Here is a 16864-nt window from a genome sequence, read left to right on the forward strand (position 1 = left end):
GGTGAATCTCTGTGTATTAATCATATACAGTTGGTTCAGTTTGCTTTATTTGGATAAGCATGTTATTAATTATCAGTAGTTTAGTTTAACGAAACCAACGAAAGTATTCCTTCATTACCATATCGGCCCGGGAAGGTGCCGGAAGCCCTTGCTCTCTCTTTGTACTCCCCAAGCCTAGCGCTCTGGCAGGCTGTACCAGCTCAACGTACAATAACCGCTTTACGAAGGTTGCTTCAAGGTATTCTATATAAAAAGAACTAATTGTTATCACCATGTGGAAGGAAAAATTATTACCCGTGACAATTGGCCTGATCTTGCATATGCCCTTTGTCAAAACATTATTGTCGTATCGAACAGGTGGCACCATTGACAGCAGATATTGCTACTCTGTTTGGCTGAGGCACCTTAGGATGCTGAATACGGTACGGAACGGTGTCCCAAAAAGAGTTGCTGAGCTGGGTCCCGGGGACTCGCTCGGTATCGGATTTGCAGCTTTATTGTCTGGTTGTGAGACGATAAGGGCATTTGATGTGATAAAATACTGGAATGTTGACCGAAATCTCAAGATTTTCGACGAACTGGTCGTTCTATTTAAGAACAGAGCGCCAATTCCGGATAACAGGGAATACCCCAGGGTTCAGCCACGAATTGATTCTCATGAGTTTCCGGGCAACATTCTATCGGAGGATATACTGAAAGAATCCTTATCGGACCAACGGCTAGAGGCGATACGTAAAGAAATCAGGGATCCCGATAATCCGTCGAACTACCTGGTTCGGTTCTTTGTTCCCTGGGATGATTATCAAGTCATCAATCCTGAGTCAGTTGATTTTGTCTACTCTCAGGCAGTACTGGAACACGTTGAGGATCTTGATGGAACCTATATCGCCTTCTCGAAATGGTTAAAGAAGGGCGGAATAATGTCTCACTCCATCGATTTTAAGTGTCACCGGACAACCACGAGCTGGAACGGCCACAGAACCTATCGTGAATGGGAGTGGAAGATCGTTAAGGGAGGGCGCATGTTTTTGATCAACCGTTTGCCCTATTCTGTACATCGGGACTTGCAGGGAAAACATGGATTTGAAGTATTGAAGGAGATTCCGGTGGTCATGGAAAACCGTATCCCCAGGCACAAGTTTGCACAGAAGTTCAGGAATCTTTCAGAAGAAGATATGACAACAAGCGGCGCATACATGCTCTCCGTGAAAGTGTGAGATGCTTTTATTTTATGGCATGATCATGATGATTTCATTTTATTACTTATCTTTAACCAGTCTAAATAACCACGTAAAAGATAAATTAGAATCGCATGTCATCCAGACCAAGAACACTTTGGGAGAAAGTAAGAAAATTTTTAAACGACGTCCACCTATGGATTGGTTTAGGAAGCGGTATCATTGTACTGCTGGTTTGCCTTAGCGGCACCCTATATGTTTTCAATACGGAAATACGCGAAAGCGCATCTCCTGAGTTGTTCAAGGTCGATTATAAAGAAGGCATGTTCGCCCGGACATCAACTGAGCTGATCGGGAAGGTAAAGGAAAAGACAGGGGGACAGGTACTGTCGATGAGAATTCCGGCAGATCCCTCGAAGTCATGGCAGTTCGTAGTGAAGCCGAAGGAAGAAGGCCAGGGTGCTGGTGGCCGGGGCGAGCGTGGAGGAATAGCCAAGCCTGAGCGTGTTGCAGGACGCGATGGCCAGGGTGCCAGAGAGAAAGCTAAGGGCGCGGGTCCGGGTGCTGGAGAGAAAGCCAAGGGTGGCGGTCATGGCGGCGGACGCGGTCCGCGCGGTACAACCTACTATGTGAACCAGTACACCGGAGCGATCCTGGGCGATTCCAAGACAACCAAGACTGCCACTTCCGAATTTATGCAGACAATGTTCAGCCTGCACCGGTGGCTGTTGCTCGATAAGATTGAAAAGCCGATCTTCGGAGAACTGGAGAACCGTACCCTCGGAAGCTACATCAGCGGAACCGCTACCATCCTGTTCACATTCGGTGTGATCACCGGGATGATCATCTGGATACCGAAGAGGGCAAAATCATGGAGACAAGGATTAAAGATCAAGACGAAGGGGAGCTGGAAGCGTACTAATCACGATCTGCATAATACACTGGGATTTTATTCCTGTATTTTGCTGTTCATTATGGGAGTAACCGGACCGCAATGGTCGTTCCCCTGGTACAGGGAAGCGCTGCAAAAGACGCTGGGTACCTACAAGTCGCCAGATGCTGCACCTAAGCAGGCACCCCTGTCGCAGCTGCCAACTGTGAAGAGTCCGGGTACCCTCACCGCTGAAGAATATATCATGGCGGTTAATGCGATACTCGATTACGAAGGAGATTATACGGTGAGCCTACCGTCAGATTCAACGGCACCGGTGAATGTCGCCAAGAACAAGCTGGGCTTCTTTGCTCCGGCGGCGAGCGATAAGGTGGTGCTGGATCAATACACTGCCCAGGCACTTGAAGTAGAGAAGTTTTCCGACAAGCCCTTCAATGAGCGTGTGGGAGGATCAATCAAGGCGCTGCATGTGGGAGATGTTTACGGGATGTTTAGTAAGATCCTGTATTTTATTGCCTGTCTGATCGCGACCAGCTTACCTGTAACCGGAACGCTGATCTGGATTAATAAGATGAAGAAAAAACCGCGTGCTTCAGGAAGGAAAAAGCTGGTGAGTGCGCAGCCTGACGCGGTATAACGTTCTGCGTCATTAGCGGTTTCTGATCACGACCTTGAGCTGCGAGCGAAGGTCGTTTTCATTCTTCAGAGGAGTGGAGGAACCCAATCTTTTCAGGGTAGGCCCGTCGGAGACAAAGTTTTGAATGAAGTAAGTTCCGCGGTATCCTTTCCTGAGGAGAAGATCCAGGATCGTCTGCATATCCGCAAGACTATGCAGATCCGAGTGATAAGTGGTGCGCACTTCGAAAGGCAGATCCGAATCAAGAAGTACATCTAAACTTTTATTCACCAGTTCAAAGAGGTTACTACCCGTAATCTCTTTGAACGTTTTAGGGGGTGCCTTGAAATCGAGTGCCACATAGTCGATGAGTTTGTTGGTGATCATGACCTTCAGTTTTCCGGGCGAGGTTCCGTTTGTGTCAATCTTCAGCAGCAGTCCTAAATCCTTAATCTCTCGTGCAAACCGGGGCAAGTCTTTATGTAGCATACATTCACCACCGCTTAGGACCGTGCCGTCCAGTAGTCCGTGACGCTGCTTTAAGAAACGAAGCGCATCAGTGTATTGAAAACGCCCCTTTCCCTCAACGATCGTTGGGTTGTAGCAATACCCGCACCGCATATTGCAGCCTGCAAACCAAATGATGCAGGCTGTTTTATCGGGATAGTCGAGCGCGGAAAAGGGCGTTATATCGTAGATCGGTTTATGCACTTTTGCTCTCCAGGAAATGCAAGCGCTGCTTGTGCTCGCCTTTTTTACCGATATTAAAGCTCTCAACCGGGCGGTGGTAACCCATCACACGGGTATAAACCAGGCATTTGCTATCTTCACAGTCCGGGCAGTATTCGTGTTCGCCATGAAGGTAGCCGTGAACCGGACAGATACTGAAGACAGGAGTGATGGTGATATACGGCAGTCTGAAATTTGACACGACTTTCTTTACGAGATTACGGCAAGCCTCAGCTGAACTTAGCCTTTCTCTCATGTACAGGTGCTGCACCGTACCGCCTGTATATTTGCACTGTAGTTCATCTTGTAGCAGGAGCGCCTCGAAGGGATCATCGGTATGGTCCACCGGGATCTGCGAGCTGTTGGTGTAGTAGATATTCTCACCCTCTCCGGCCTGGATAATATCGGCGAAACGTTTTTTATCCTCTTTGGCGAACCGATAAGTGGTGCCCTCGGCCGGGGTAGCTTCCAGGTTGTAGAGATTTCCTGTTTCTTCCTGGAACCGGGTCATTCTTTTGCGGATGAACTCGAGTATGTTCAGAGCAAATTCTTTTCCTTCAGGATCTACGATCGTTTGTGTGTCGCGACTGAAGTTGCGGATCATTTCATTGATGCCGTTCACACCGATGGTAGAGAAGTGATTGCGGAAATGTTTGAGGTAGCGTTTGGTGTAGGGATAAAGTCCGCGGTCAAACATCTCCTGAATGAAGGCCCTTTTCTTCTCGAGCGTTGATTTGGCGAGCTGTAGCAGCTCCTCCAGGCGCTTGTAAAAGGCCTTTTCATTTCCGCGGTACAGATAGCCGAGACGAGCCATATTGACGGTGACCACGCCAATGCTGCCCGTCATCTCGGCACTTCCAAAGAGGCCGTTGCCGCGCTTGAGCAGCTCTCTCAGATCGAGCTGAAGACGGCAGCACATACTTCTTACGGCGTTGGGTTTATAGGCGTCCGGATTCTCCATTTGGTTTCCGTTCTCGTCTCTTATGTACTGGCTGCCGATGAAGTTCTGGAAATAGGAAGAACCGATCTTCGCTGTGTTCTCGAACAGGATATCGGTGTTTTTGGAGTTCCAGTCGAAGTCTTCCGTAATGTTGACGGTAGGAATCGGGAAGGTGAACGGCTGACCGTTGGAATCGCCTTCCGTCATAACCGTATAGTAAGCCCGGTTGATCATGTCCATTTCCGCCTGGAAATGACCGTAGCAGAGGTCTTCGAGCGTATTGGCACCGCGGGCTTTTGCTCTTGTCAGAAGCTCATAGTCGTTGATGCCTTTGAAGAGGTGCAGGTCGTTCTTCGTCGGGATCTGTTGTTTCAGGTCTTCAGGTACGGTCCAGTCAATGGTGATATTGGTAAAAGGAGACTGACCCCAGCGGGCGGGGACGTTCAGGTTATAAACAAAGCTTCTGATAGCTTTCAGGATGTCATCATATTTCAGCTGATCCTTGAAGACGTAAGGAGCCAGGTAGGTATCGAAGGAACTGAAGGCCTGAGCGCCTGCCCATTCGCTTTGCAGGATTCCCAGAAAGTTGGCCATTTGTCCGAGTGCCTCACGGAAGTGCGAAGGAGCGCGGCTTTCCACACGGCTTCGTACGCCATTGAAGCCCTCGTTCAGGAGCGCTCTTAAGCTCCAGCCGGCGCAATAGCCCGTTAAGCAGTCGAGGTCATGGATGTGCAGGTCGCCGTTCCGGTGAGCGTATCCTTCCTCTTTGGAATACACCTTGTCAAGCCAGTAGTTCGCAATGACCTTGCCCGCCACGTTGTTGACTAAGCCGGCGTTGGAGTAGGAGGTATTCGCGTTCGCGTTAATGCGCCAGTCCGTTTGATTGACATATTCTGCTATGGTCTGGGTGCTGTTGACGAAGGTGGTATCATCGTCGATGCCTTCCGCATGTTCACGCTGCAGCTTGCGGGTGTGGCGGTAGAGCATGAAGGATCTCATGATCTCGAAGTAACCGTTGGAAAACAGCGCTTTTTCGATGATGTCCTGAATCTCTTCTACCGTCCAGATCTTCTTGTGGGGGATCTCGTCGCAGACGTTCCTGAATATGCTCTCATCGAGGGGAGTGTTGGTGCTCTTGAAGGCTTTCTCTATGGCGTCGCTGATTTTATAAGCTCTGAAACTCTCGTAATCGCCGTTTCTTTTTATTACGTATCTGGTCATAAAATTTAGGATGGGTGGCAAGATTAGGGTTTATCGAGGTGTTTATGTTGGTATTATTATCAACATAAAGTGCAGAAATTTTTATGGATTTTTTTAAACATTTGGAGCCAAAAATGAATACAGTTTGTTGCTATACCGCGGAGGATTGAGTTTTCAGAAAACAAATCTGTATTTTCGCGTCGTGAAAATTCCTAAGATACAGGATCTGGTCCTGTTTGAAAATGACGACTTACTGGTTATAAATAAACCACCTTTTATCAGCTCCCTTGACGAACGCGAAGGAGGCGAAATTAGCATGCTACGGTTAGCCAGGCAATATACTCCGGATGCGCAGGTATGCCACCGGCTGGATAAGGAGACTTCAGGCTGTCTGATTATTGCCAAGAACCCGGCGACGTATAGACTGATCTCTATGCAGTTTGAGCACAGGAAAGTGAAGAAGGTGTACCATGCGGTGGTGAACGGCACACATACGTTTGAGGATGTTCATGTGAATCTGCCTATTCTGAACCTGGGGAATAAGAACGTGAGTATCAGCAGGCAGGAGGGAAAGGCTGCGGAGACAATCTTTAATTCACTGAAGTATTATAAGCATTATACGCTGGTGGAGTGTCAGCCGATTACGGGCAGGATGCACCAGATCAGGATTCACCTGGCTACGCAGCGGGCTTGTATTGCGGGGGATGACATGTATGGTGGTCAGCCGGTGTTTTTGTCGGAGATTAAGAGGGGGTATAGGCTAGGTAAGGATCAGGAGGAGCTTCCGATTATGAAAAGGTTTGCGCTGCATGCAAAGCAGTTGACGTTTAGGATCAATGAGGAAGAGGAGATTGTGGTGGAGGCACCGTATCCGAAGGATTTTGCGACGTTGATTAAGTTGTTGGATAGGTTTGATGGGTAGGAAGACCTAGACGGTCGGGGAGTGCGACGGACATTTGGCCTGTTTCAATATCAGGACTCTGGTTTATCTAATTGACTAATATTGTATTATATAGGTAGTTTATGAAAATTTCTCTTCATAACGCGGAGCATTACAAGTGGGGGACTAACTGTGATGGATGGCATCTTCTGAAATCGAGCTCGCTGAGTGTCATCCAGGAGCGTATGCCTGAAGGCAGTATGGAAATTGCCCACTTTCATTCGAAAAGTCAGCAGCTCTTTTATGTTCTATCAGGAGCTGCCGCTATTCAAGTTGGTGACGAAACAACTATTCTGACATCCGGAGAATGTATTCATGTCCCATGCGGCGCAACTCATTCAATCGCCAACAAGGGCACGCAAACATTAGAATTTCTTGTTATCTCGGAACCCATGGCCCATGGGGACAGGAGCAATATTGAGCTCAAACCAGATGAGTCGGACACAGAATAATAATCAGTTTTTATCTACTGACCACACTTTATTATCTGCCGCAGTGCTTACATACTCCCCGAAATCCTTTGGCTCTCTTCCCAAAGCTTCTGCTACTCCACGTGCAATGGACGCGTTGCGCCCATCCATTACCTCCGAAAAAAGATAGGACATCAGGTCTATTACTGCAGTTGGCACGTTATATTCTTTCAACATGGATTGGTAGTCGGACAAAGAAAGTTGATTGTACTCAATAGTGCGGTTCGCAACGCGTGAAATTTCAGCGATGGCTTCTTTAAAAGTAAGTAAATGCGGTCCGGTAACCTCATAGCATTTGCCGTCATGTCCTTCTTGGGTAAGCGATGCTACGACTACCTCGGCAATATCATCTGCATCTACAAAGGGTTCTTTCACATCTCCTGCTGGCAAGGATACATATCCTGCCAATATTGGGTCTAGCAGATAACCTTCACTGAAGTTCTGGTTGAACCAGCTTGCCCGGACAATGGTCCATTTTAGCCCGCTTTCCATAACGATCTGCTCGCATCTTTGTGCCTCAGGTTCGCCGCGACCAGATAAGAGCACTAATTTATGCATACCGGGCTTCTTAGCATGATTGACAAATTTGCGAATACATACTTCGGCTTCAGGGACTGCTAGGTCAGGTTGAAAAGTAATGTATACGCTATGAACTCCCTGTAATATTTGGTCCCAGGTGCTTTCATCTTCCCAATCGAATGGAGGGTTACCTGAACGTGAACCCTTCCTGACTGCAACACCCAGGTCTTCAAGCCTTCTTGCCACCCTGCTGCCGGTTTTTCCACTGGCCCCTAAAACCAATACGGTTCCTAAATGATTTTTCATGTTCTGTTTTATTTCAAAAATAGAGCTTAAGGAAAGCTATAAATAGAACAAAACCGCCAGAACAGCTGATCAATTCAAGCAAGTCGACGTTTAGCGCTTTGATTGTTTCAAGAGCTGCCGACACTCACTTTTTTGTAGCTGCAGTGATAATGGCGTTTGCAAATTGAGAGGTTAATGTCTCAGGTAAATCATGCCCCATTCCTGCTATTGATATGAATTTGGAGTTAGGGATGGCGCGGGCCAATTCTCTACCTGCCTCGACGTTCACTACCGGATCACTTTCGCCATGGACTACAACTGTCGGAACTTTGATATTCTTAAGCAAAGCTCTTCGGTCACAATTGTCTCCGATGATAACGGCGGCAGCCTGGCGGGCGCTTCCCATGGGGTACCACGACCGTTGGACACTTTTTCTTGCCATATCTTTTAACTTATTATCCGGAGTGGGGTGCGCGGGACCTCCCATCGCCTTGTATATGTTAACCAGATAGCTGACAAGGCTATCCTGATTATTGGTCTGTGGCGGCGGCGTTCCCATAAGTTTTAGAACTTCGGGATCTCCGGGAACTGATTTGGGGTTACCTGAAGAAGACATCATTGAGGTTAGGGAGAGGATGCGATCAGGGTAATGGATGGCAATAAGTTGCGCAATCGCACCTCCCATTGAGGCTCCAACGATATGGGCTTTATTCACTTGAAGCGCATCCATTAATCCGATGACATCCTTAGCCATATCGAGTAATGTGTATGGAAGTTTAGATTCATCACAGGTACCAATCAGGGCGATAATACCTGGCCAGTCGGGCATTCCCAGAGTATCCAGCTTGGAGGATAGTCCTATATCTCTATTGTCAAAGCGTATAACGCTATAGCCTTTCCCCGCCAGTTCCCGGCACAGCTTGTCGGGCCATAGGATCATTTGTGCACCCGTCCCCTGGATTAATATGATGGTTCTGTCGTTTTCTTTTCCGAAACGCTCATAAGCAATGGAGAGATTATTTGCTTTTGCTACCCCTCTTTCCTCTGGAATGGTTGCTGAGGTCTGTGTCTGCGCCATACATAGCTGAAAGGAGAAGATTAGAGCCGACATGACCAGAGTGGTTCTTTTTACTGAATTTTTCATAAGCTTTAAATGGTTATTGTCTTCGTTTATGAGTACGCATTTCAAATGCCACGGTGATCTTTGAAGACCAAGGATTGCATTTGATCTAATTAGTTCCGCTGGTTTTGCAAAGACTACATTTTTCCATTCTTTTTTCACTTATGTTGTCGCAGATTGATAGCCGCACACTTGAAGACAAACGAAATAGTCGGATCACAGGCAAGCTGAAGGCCTCGGATAAACGGAAAACGGACGGCTTAGGGCAGCAGTTCGGAAAGGTTATCTATAACTTCGTTTGTTTTCTTGTAATATGTTGTTGGACTCAACCCCGAGAATTCGCGGAATGACCTGATGAAATGTGATTGATCGGAATATTGATGACGATAGGCAATCTCAGAAAGCCGGTTAAACTGATGGCTATTCAATTGTCGCAACGATGCCTGAAAACTGCATATCCGGGCGAAAAGCTTAGGAGAGATTCCGATGTATTGCTTGAACTTCCTTTCAAAACTGCGCTGTGGGATCCGAATGGTCTCCTGCAAGCTTTTTAAGGAGATGGTGCCATTTGTTAGCATTATTTGATTCATGGCATACTGCATATCGCCTGGCGAGTTCGGTTGATATATTTCTACACTGCGGGCCAGAAAGGTTTGCAGTATCTGTACTTTTCCTTCTATGGTCTGTGCTTCTGACAGCAGGTCGGTAACAGCGCGTGTCTCACTGGATATTGAACCGAGTTCTATGCAAGAATCGGTATACGAGCTGGCATCTAAGCCGAATACTTCCGTTAAGGCGTTCGGATGGAGAGCTACTCCCACTGTATCAAAATTGCCGTATAAGGAGAGGTCTGCATGTTTAGTTGATTGGCCAAACAAAAATGCTGTTGGAAGTTTTTTTTGGTCCACGCTGAAATGACCGGTTTCCGGAGATTGAAATATTATCCCCGGGCAACCATCTGTAATGATTCGAAGTGTCTTGTGGTCTTGCCGTGATTTGCTATTCGCACTGACCAGCTTATAAAAATATTTAACGTATGGAAGTAGCCTTTGCTCCGGTAAAAATTTTTCGTAATTCATATGAGCTTAGGATAAATAGGACAGAGATGCAGGGAGAAACTATTTTGACATTACATTCGCCGTGAAGGTATCCCGAGTCAGCATGTCAATTAGTGCGGTTATGCTGGGCAGAAGCCTGCGCCCGAAGCCTGAATTTGCAAGGGGCGCTGCTCCATACTTCTGCCGCATAACTAGCTGAAAATGGCACACTGCTAATGAGATGATACGGAGCCATCAGGGTTAAGCGACTTGTCTTCTTTTATAGATCCATTGGCGACGTGGAAGATAAAGTCTTTCCCGTTTGGATCTGTCATGATTTTAGTTAAGTCGATCTTAACATTAACCACTGTTCCGGGTGCACAAGTTGTTGAAGAATTCTTGTATATAACCAGTTTAACCTGCGCCGGGTATGATAGTAAGATTTCACCATTCCATACAACACTGAAATCATCTGCGCTGCAGCCGCCTCTTGTTGTTACAGTTAAGATATCGCCGGTCCGTTCTACATTGGTAATGTCGAAATTACCCTTCTGACCATCTCGTCCGGCTACGAGTGCCTGATACTTCTTAGCACTTTTTGTCAGATTTTTATCAAGTACTAATTCATCGTCTCCAGGAGATTTTTTACAGGAGTAGTTCAGTGCTGATATTGAAATTATCAACATTATAACAGGCCAGACCATGTTTTTTTTAGGTCTTTCAGGGAGAGAGCGTTCAAGGTCTGTGTTCATCGTTTTTATTTTTGGTTAGTTTATTATGGATAGACGGCCAAATCAATGAAAGTGCTACAGAGGACTATATGATTGTGTATACACATCGGCGTTTTGTTCTCACATTACAAAGCTCCAACGGGTACTTTTCCTTTACCTCAGCCTTCATATTCTTCTTGCGTGTGGACTGGATCAGCATTTTGGTGATAGTTTCAGGAATCGAGATAAGATTCCTGAGTATGGTCACACTCCTATTGTATCATTCTCGGGTTTTTTATAAAGGTTTCCTGGAGCCTCTGATCATTACTATAATGTTTCGGAGATCTAACAATGATTCCCAAGGGGGTATATGTGATTACTTCGAAAGCACCGTTGCATTTGCTTCAGAGAAGGCATTGATTATAACGTCCCAGTCTGTAGGAATTAATTCGTGCCCGGTGCCTTCCAAGGTGAGCAGATATGAGTTTTTTAATTTCCTGGCAAGGAATGGTGCATGTCGGTAGTGGCAAACGTCGTCACGATCGCCGTGTATAATCAGAGACTTTACAGCTAAAGATCCTATCTTTCCGTAGTATTTTTCTCCTCCCCTCAGTGTCGCGTGGTTAAACACGTGCTAAAGGTGTCTGTCTGCCCCTGGAATCCGCTGGTAAATATTTTCTCTCTACGCCTGAGTTAGTCTGGATTTCCATGTTACCCACATATTGAAAGGCTAGTTTCGGGTTTATGGAGGCAATCGTTGACTGTTCATATGCAGAGGTATTATAAAAGTCGTCTTCATACTCCCAATAAAAGTCTACAAGATGTTTGTGGGCTTCGAGCGGTCGATAGCTTTTATAATGCATAATGTGACTTTACGAAAAGATTTATTTTCAGTGGTTTATAAGTTGGTATGATTTGATCTAAGATAAGAAGACTCCATGTGTGATATCATCTATTTGAACAGCCGGTATGTTCATTTTCACCTAAATGTATTTATTTTTTTAAAGTACCATCCATCGCTACCTCATGGTTGTATTTAAAAGGTTGAAATGAGCAGATGATGGCCTTCGAGGTGCGAAAATTTCGCAGATCTCCCGGCCATCCATAGACTGGTTATCGTGGTAAGATTTTGTTTAATAGCTCCAGGTAACGGATGAATTGGATTAAATGATTGTAAAAAAACGACATGCTGCTGAGAATTATTGAATCTATCACCTCAAGTGATTCGGAGGGCATAGAGGACATGATCTGATCTTCAAGTGTATCAAAGAAAAAGATGAAAATAACAGAACTTATTTGAATTTATAGCCCGTGCTTGTTTTTAGGTGGTTGTTTTTAGTATATTGTGCATATTCTTTTACCCTGGAGTATCGGTAAGTGATGTGGGAAGTGCTCAAGATCATAGCTATACCAGTAGACCCATACAAGAAAATGAACAAGCATACGTCGAAAATCACAACGAAGAGCATCGAACAAAGCGGTTTGCCTAACGATTATAAAAAGGCATTGGCTGAGTATATCTGGAATGGGTTTGATGCCGGCGCCACGAAAATTCATTTAGATTTTGATGCAAATGAACTCGGTCATCTCGCGTCGTTCTCCATTACTGATAACGGTACAGGCATTGATATCGAAACGATTGATGAAACGTTTGGCAATTTTCTTGATTCAAAAAAGCGTGAGTCAGCTTATACGGATGGTTTCCAGAAGGGCAGGAAGGGAAAAGGGCGTTATGCATTCAGCACTTTCGCTAATAGTTGCAGTTGGCTTACCACCTTCGAGGGACCTGATGGTAAATTACTTCGATATAGTATCACTATCAATAAGGGTGATTTACAAAATTTTATTATTGCGGACACTGTCATCGTGAAGAATGTCTCTACCGGGACGGTTGTCAACTTTCAGAATTTTATTGATTTATCAGCAAACCTGCTTTCTAATAAGGAATTTGAGGATTATCTTTCAGGTGAGTTCGGGTGGTTTTTATTTCTTAACCGGGAAAGAGGCTGCAAAATCTTTATCAATGGAGCCGAGCTCGCTTATGAAAAGATTATTGGTGATACCGAAGAAGTAAGGTATGAAATTGGTGACTACCATTTCAGGGCTATATTCATCCGCTGGAATCAGAAAATCGGTGACCGCTACTACTTCTATTTTCTTGGAAAGAATCAAAAGGAGGCAGGTAAGAAACATACTTCCTTTAATAATAAAGCTATTGACTTCCATCACTCGGTATATGTGGAATCGCCGTTTTTTGATAATTTTCATGAAACAATTGAAGATGATCCTGTTCTGGAGTTTTCCGGTAAGAACCAGGCGCACCCTTCTTACAAAGCTTTGCTAAAGGCACTTAATGCATTAGTGTCGGATAAGGAGAAGCAGTTTATCAGGGGCGTTCAGGCCGACAAATTAATCGGGGACTATCATGACCGTGGGATTTTTCCTCCGCCTGATCGTAAAGCCAATGACCTGGAGACCGTTGTAAAGGAAATATATTGTGCAGAGCCCCGCATTTTTCAAAGTTCCAATAGCCAACAGAGCAAAACGCTGGTAGGTCTATTGAACCTTTTGCTCGCAACGAACAACGGTCATAATATTGTGGAGGTTATTGAAAGCTTTACGGCGTTGACTGACGAAGAACGCGAGGGGTTGGCTGAAGTTTTATAGTCCTTTAGGGCTTAGTTTTTTAACGCTTTTACTATCGCTTTAACCCAAAATTCAGCCAGTGCTTTATCACCTTGTTGGTTAGGATGTAAATAAAAAGTTCCGCTTGGACCGGTCTCGGTTCTGAAGTCAGTCAAATAATTTTTTTTGAAATATTGATACGCCTTTTTATCTCCACTGAAGACCTGGCCTTTGTGGGTTTTCTTATACGACTTTACGAGCTTATCAATCTCAGACCAGTATGACAATATTCGTAGCTGTCCTTCCTTCTTATATTCTGCACCCTTATTCTGTGCGTTATCACTATACCAAAGCGGGTAGTTAAACGCGATGCGACATTCTGGGTATGCATTCAGCAGGCTGTCTGCAATTGTCCGAAGATTGGTATGGTATGTAGCAGGGGACACAGGAGATCCCAGCGGTCCTCTTATGGCGCTGTCGTTGGTGCCTAGCATGATCGAAAACAAGAGCCTGGCTGTTTTATCCTGATAGAAGTGATCTGCGGCAGTTCTGACACTTGCATATGCGCTTTTCGATGAAGGCAGAAAATTCAGGGTGGTGTTACCGCTTCTTCCCTGATTGGATACCTGCACTGTTTTCCATTGATTGAGCTGGCGGAGCATATCTTCGGCATGGCTCGGTGGAGACTGATCTTTGGATGCTGTGCCACGGGTGATGCTGTCACCGATAAAGATGACGTTCAGATTTTCCTTTTCGGCAGGCGCGAAGGCGAAAAGTGCAAGGAGGATGAATATGGATACAGAGCGAATGGTCATGGCTACTAAGGCAGTTTTGGTTTAAAGGTATAGAATGAAATCTTAGCTAAAGAAAAACCGGAGCGCATTATCCAACTAAATTTAATTGGCGTACCCTTTACCACTGCCTAAGCAGAACGGCCCGGCGTAGCAACGCATGCCAGACTCTGAAGAAATATTTATTATTCCGGTGCCATCATTCAGCAGGGGCAGTGTTTTTATATCAAGAGGAAAGCACCCTTCAAGTGTATGGTAACAAGGGTTTCAAATTGCTCTTCGGAAGTTTCCGCCAATGGCAAGCAGGTTCGCGCGCCTGCACTACGGATGAGAAAATCTGATTCATTTGAAGGTCGATTATTCCTTCCTGCATCTGTGTGCTGCTGCGGGTAAACAAAAATTCTATCTTTTTAGCGATTAATGCTGCTCGTTGGCTCTCAACAATGATAAAATTGCAAAGTGTTATTATTTAGTAAAACTAATCTGAAGTAAATCGTTTATGAGGGGATCTCCATTTATGTTGAAGCAGCAGTCTTCGATATGGTTATTTATTATGGTGTTTGGTTTCATCGCTACCGGTGTTAAGGCACAAAACAGTATGCAGGGAAGTAGTGGAACGCAAAAAAAGTTTGTTCATAAAGGCGCGGGCAATCCCTATCTGCCTTTATGGGAGCATTTACCCGATGGCGAACCCCGCGTATTCGAGGATCCTGACAACCCCGGTAAATACCGTGCTTACATTATTGGCTCTCATGATTTGAGATTTACGAGTTATTGTGGCCCGGATATCAGAATGTGGTCGGCTCCGGTAGAAGATCTGTCCAGCTGGCGCGATGAAGGAGCTATCTTTACCTATGGAATTGACGGACAGTGGGATGTGATGTATGCCCCGGATCTGGTGGAGGTAAAAAGAAAAGATGGTAAAAAAGAATATTACCTTTTTCCCCATAGCCGCGGCCCCAACCGCGAAGCCATGGTTGCCAGAGGAAGTCGCCCTGACGGACCATTTACCCCTGTTAACTTAACAGAAGATGGGAAGCGTACTGTTCCGGGAAGTATCCTGGGATTTGACCCTGCGGTGTATATTGAATACATAACTGATCCTCAGGATCCTGATTTTGAGATAGGCTTCCGTGCATATGGCTTCTGGGGATTTCAAAGGTCAATGGCGGCGGAATTGGATCAGAATACCTTGTATTCACTCAGACCAGGGAAGGAGATTATCAACTACCTTTTACCTGCCAGTCACCGGTATGGCGTTATTCGTGATCCCAAGGGAACAACATATCCGAATATCTATAAAGAAGAGGATCTTGGATCATTTAACTTTTTTGAGGCATCTTCTATCCGTAAGGTGGGTAACAAGTATATCACGGTCTACAGTGGGTATTCGGGTCCTGAGTATGGGGTGAGCAGTTCCAATTCTACATTACGCTATGCGATTGGAGACTCGCCTTTAGGACCCTGGAAAAGTGGCGGTGTTCTGGTGGATTCCCGTGCTCCTGTGTTGAATCAGGATGGCACTGCGATAGAAACCACCAACGCAGGTCACAATACTCATGGTAGTCTGGAACTGATCAACGGGCAGTGGTATGTTTTCTACCATAGACCACCGAGAGGCTTTGGTTTTGCTCGTCAGGCAGTGGTTGCTCCGGTAACTATTAAGTGGGATGAAAAGCCGGTAGCTGAAGGAGGCACGCTATCCATCCGTGCGTTTGATCCATATGCGGAGGATAAGATATGGACGGCGAAAGACAGCAAAGGGATGGAATATAAAGGAGCTGAAGTGACTTCAGAAGGCTTCCATGTTTATGGTCTGGATCCTTACCAATATTACTCTGCCGGATACGCCAGCTATCTCTCTGATATCAGTACACAACAGGATTCCTGGGATATCTGGGACAATCATATGCCCATTACTAAGGTGAAGAACGGCCATATCGTTGGCTATAAGTATTTTGGTTTCGGAGGTCTGGACAAGGATCAACTGGGATTGAAGGCGTTTCAGGGAACGAAAGCGGGAAATCAGACGAAGTTTAACTTATTTATAACTCCCAAAACAACGGCATCTTTTAAGGTTGGTATATGGATAGACGGACCTTGGGACAATGCTGCATGGAAAGGCAAAAAGATCGGCGAAATAACGGTGCCCGCAAATGCGAAACAGGAAACTACTCAGTTTGCTGTTGATGTTTCTAAATTCGTAGATAACCTGGATAAGAAGCATGCCATCTATCTTGTGGCGGAAGGTGCTGATTCTGACGCGCTGTTTGATCTGATAGGGCTGGGGTTCTCGGCTAAAAACAAGAAGATTGTTCGTCCGGTTGTACCCGAGATAAAAATTGCAGTCAATGGGAAAGCTATTAATATTCCTGACACTCCGGTCAGATCTACCAACGCCAATGGTCTTGTCGGATATGATGTATATCAGGCAAGTTATAAGGTTCCATCTTCTGAAACGGGAGTACCAAAGCTAACCGCTTCTTCAAATAATAAGAACGTAAAAGTGACTATCAAGCAAGCGGAATCGGCATCTGGCACTGCTACTGTGAATTTTGATTATAATGGCATGATTAAGACCTATCACGTCGTGTTAAGCCAATAAACTAAACATCGGGGTGCGCTCTCAACGTTCACCATATTCAAGGGGAAGGCTTACTTTCCCTTGAATATTTCGCTTTCAAGCTTTTTGACGGTTAAACAGAGCCCTTCTGCTGCTGTCTGCTTAAGGAGGTACCCTACAGAAACCTCTTCAAAGCCTTCATGACGTATTGGTCATAGGTGGTAGTGAAAATTAATGGCATGCGAATGA

General features: G+C 45.5%; 15 protein-coding genes. 6 read left to right on the plus strand and 9 right to left on the minus strand.

What is annotated here, in order from left to right:
* Nucleotides 1-272 precede the first annotated feature (272 nt).
* Nucleotides 273-1217, plus strand: coding sequence for a methyltransferase domain-containing protein (locus ACKI5J_RS12220; RefSeq protein WP_407429755.1), 945 nt, complete (start codon nt 273-275; stop codon nt 1215-1217).
* Nucleotides 1218-1312: 95 nt separating this feature from the next.
* Complete coding sequence (locus ACKI5J_RS12225; protein ID WP_407429756.1) at nt 1313-2707, plus strand: PepSY-associated TM helix domain-containing protein; 1395 nt, start codon at nt 1313-1315, stop codon at nt 2705-2707.
* 12 nt (nt 2708-2719) lie between these two features.
* On the opposite strand, the gene ACKI5J_RS12230 is transcribed toward ACKI5J_RS12225, so the two are convergent.
* Together ACKI5J_RS12230 and ACKI5J_RS12235 are read right to left on the minus strand one after the other, a co-directional pair.
* Nucleotides 2720-3397, minus strand: coding sequence for an anaerobic ribonucleoside-triphosphate reductase activating protein (locus ACKI5J_RS12230; protein ID WP_407429757.1), 678 nt, complete (start codon nt 3395-3397; stop codon nt 2720-2722).
* Nucleotides 3390-5576 carry a ribonucleoside triphosphate reductase gene (locus tag ACKI5J_RS12235; protein WP_407429758.1) on the minus strand — a complete coding sequence of 729 codons (2187 nt, stop codon included), beginning with the start codon at nt 5574-5576 and terminating at the stop codon, nt 3390-3392. Before ACKI5J_RS12235 ends, ACKI5J_RS12230 begins: the two co-directional genes overlap by 8 nt.
* A gap of 181 nt (nt 5577-5757) precedes the next feature.
* Here ACKI5J_RS12235 and ACKI5J_RS12240 point away from each other — a divergent pair, with 181 nt between their 5' ends.
* Nucleotides 5758-6477, plus strand: a complete 720-nt coding sequence (locus ACKI5J_RS12240; protein WP_407429909.1) for an RluA family pseudouridine synthase — start codon at nt 5758-5760, stop codon at nt 6475-6477.
* A gap of 101 nt (nt 6478-6578) precedes the next feature.
* A complete protein-coding gene (locus ACKI5J_RS12245) occupies nt 6579-6947 on the plus strand; it encodes a cupin domain-containing protein (RefSeq protein WP_407429759.1) in 369 nt (122 codons plus the stop codon).
* A 3-nt stretch (nt 6948-6950) separates the two neighbouring features.
* Here ACKI5J_RS12245 and ACKI5J_RS12250 read toward each other — a convergent pair whose 3' ends face one another.
* The 6 genes from ACKI5J_RS12250 to ACKI5J_RS12275 form a co-directional block, all read right to left on the minus strand.
* The gene (locus ACKI5J_RS12250) at nt 6951-7790 is read right to left on the minus strand and encodes an NAD(P)H-binding protein (protein ID WP_407429760.1); all 840 of its coding nucleotides are present in this window, start codon (nt 7788-7790) and stop codon (nt 6951-6953) included.
* Between the two features lie 124 nt (nt 7791-7914).
* On the minus strand, nt 7915-8913 hold the full coding sequence (locus tag ACKI5J_RS12255) for an alpha/beta fold hydrolase (protein WP_407429761.1): 999 nt from the start codon (nt 8911-8913) through the stop codon (nt 7915-7917).
* A 236-nt stretch (nt 8914-9149) separates the two neighbouring features.
* Complete coding sequence (locus ACKI5J_RS12260; RefSeq protein ID WP_407429762.1) at nt 9150-9968, minus strand: DUF6597 domain-containing transcriptional factor; 819 nt, start codon at nt 9966-9968, stop codon at nt 9150-9152.
* Between the two features lie 191 nt (nt 9969-10159).
* The gene (locus ACKI5J_RS12265; RefSeq protein WP_407429763.1) at nt 10160-10678 is read right to left on the minus strand and encodes a hypothetical protein; all 519 of its coding nucleotides are present in this window, start codon (nt 10676-10678) and stop codon (nt 10160-10162) included.
* 334 nt (nt 10679-11012) lie between these two features.
* Complete coding sequence (locus ACKI5J_RS12270) at nt 11013-11267, minus strand: alpha/beta fold hydrolase (protein ID WP_407429764.1); 255 nt, start codon at nt 11265-11267, stop codon at nt 11013-11015.
* A complete protein-coding gene (locus ACKI5J_RS12275) occupies nt 11260-11499 on the minus strand; it encodes a hypothetical protein (protein WP_407429765.1) in 240 nt (79 codons plus the stop codon). The genes ACKI5J_RS12270 and ACKI5J_RS12275 overlap by 8 nt, the downstream gene beginning before the upstream one ends.
* A gap of 568 nt (nt 11500-12067) precedes the next feature.
* Here ACKI5J_RS12275 and ACKI5J_RS12280 point away from each other — a divergent pair.
* On the plus strand, nt 12068-13303 hold the full coding sequence (locus tag ACKI5J_RS12280) for an ATP-binding protein (protein WP_407429766.1): 1236 nt from the start codon (nt 12068-12070) through the stop codon (nt 13301-13303).
* 11 nt (nt 13304-13314) lie between these two features.
* Here the strand turns inward: ACKI5J_RS12280 and ACKI5J_RS12285 are convergent, their stop codons facing one another.
* Nucleotides 13315-14076, minus strand: coding sequence for a GDSL-type esterase/lipase family protein (locus ACKI5J_RS12285; protein WP_407429767.1), 762 nt, complete (start codon nt 14074-14076; stop codon nt 13315-13317).
* Nucleotides 14077-14551: 475 nt separating this feature from the next.
* On the opposite strand from ACKI5J_RS12285, the gene ACKI5J_RS12290 reads away from it, so the two are divergent.
* Nucleotides 14552-16657 carry a hypothetical protein gene (locus ACKI5J_RS12290; protein ID WP_407429768.1) on the plus strand — a complete coding sequence of 702 codons (2106 nt, stop codon included), beginning with the start codon at nt 14552-14554 and terminating at the stop codon, nt 16655-16657.
* The last annotated feature ends 207 nt before the right edge of the window (nt 16658-16864 follow it).

The organism is Arcticibacter sp. (assembly GCF_045629565.1).
Taxonomy (GTDB): Bacteria; Bacteroidota; Bacteroidia; order Sphingobacteriales; family Sphingobacteriaceae; genus Arcticibacter.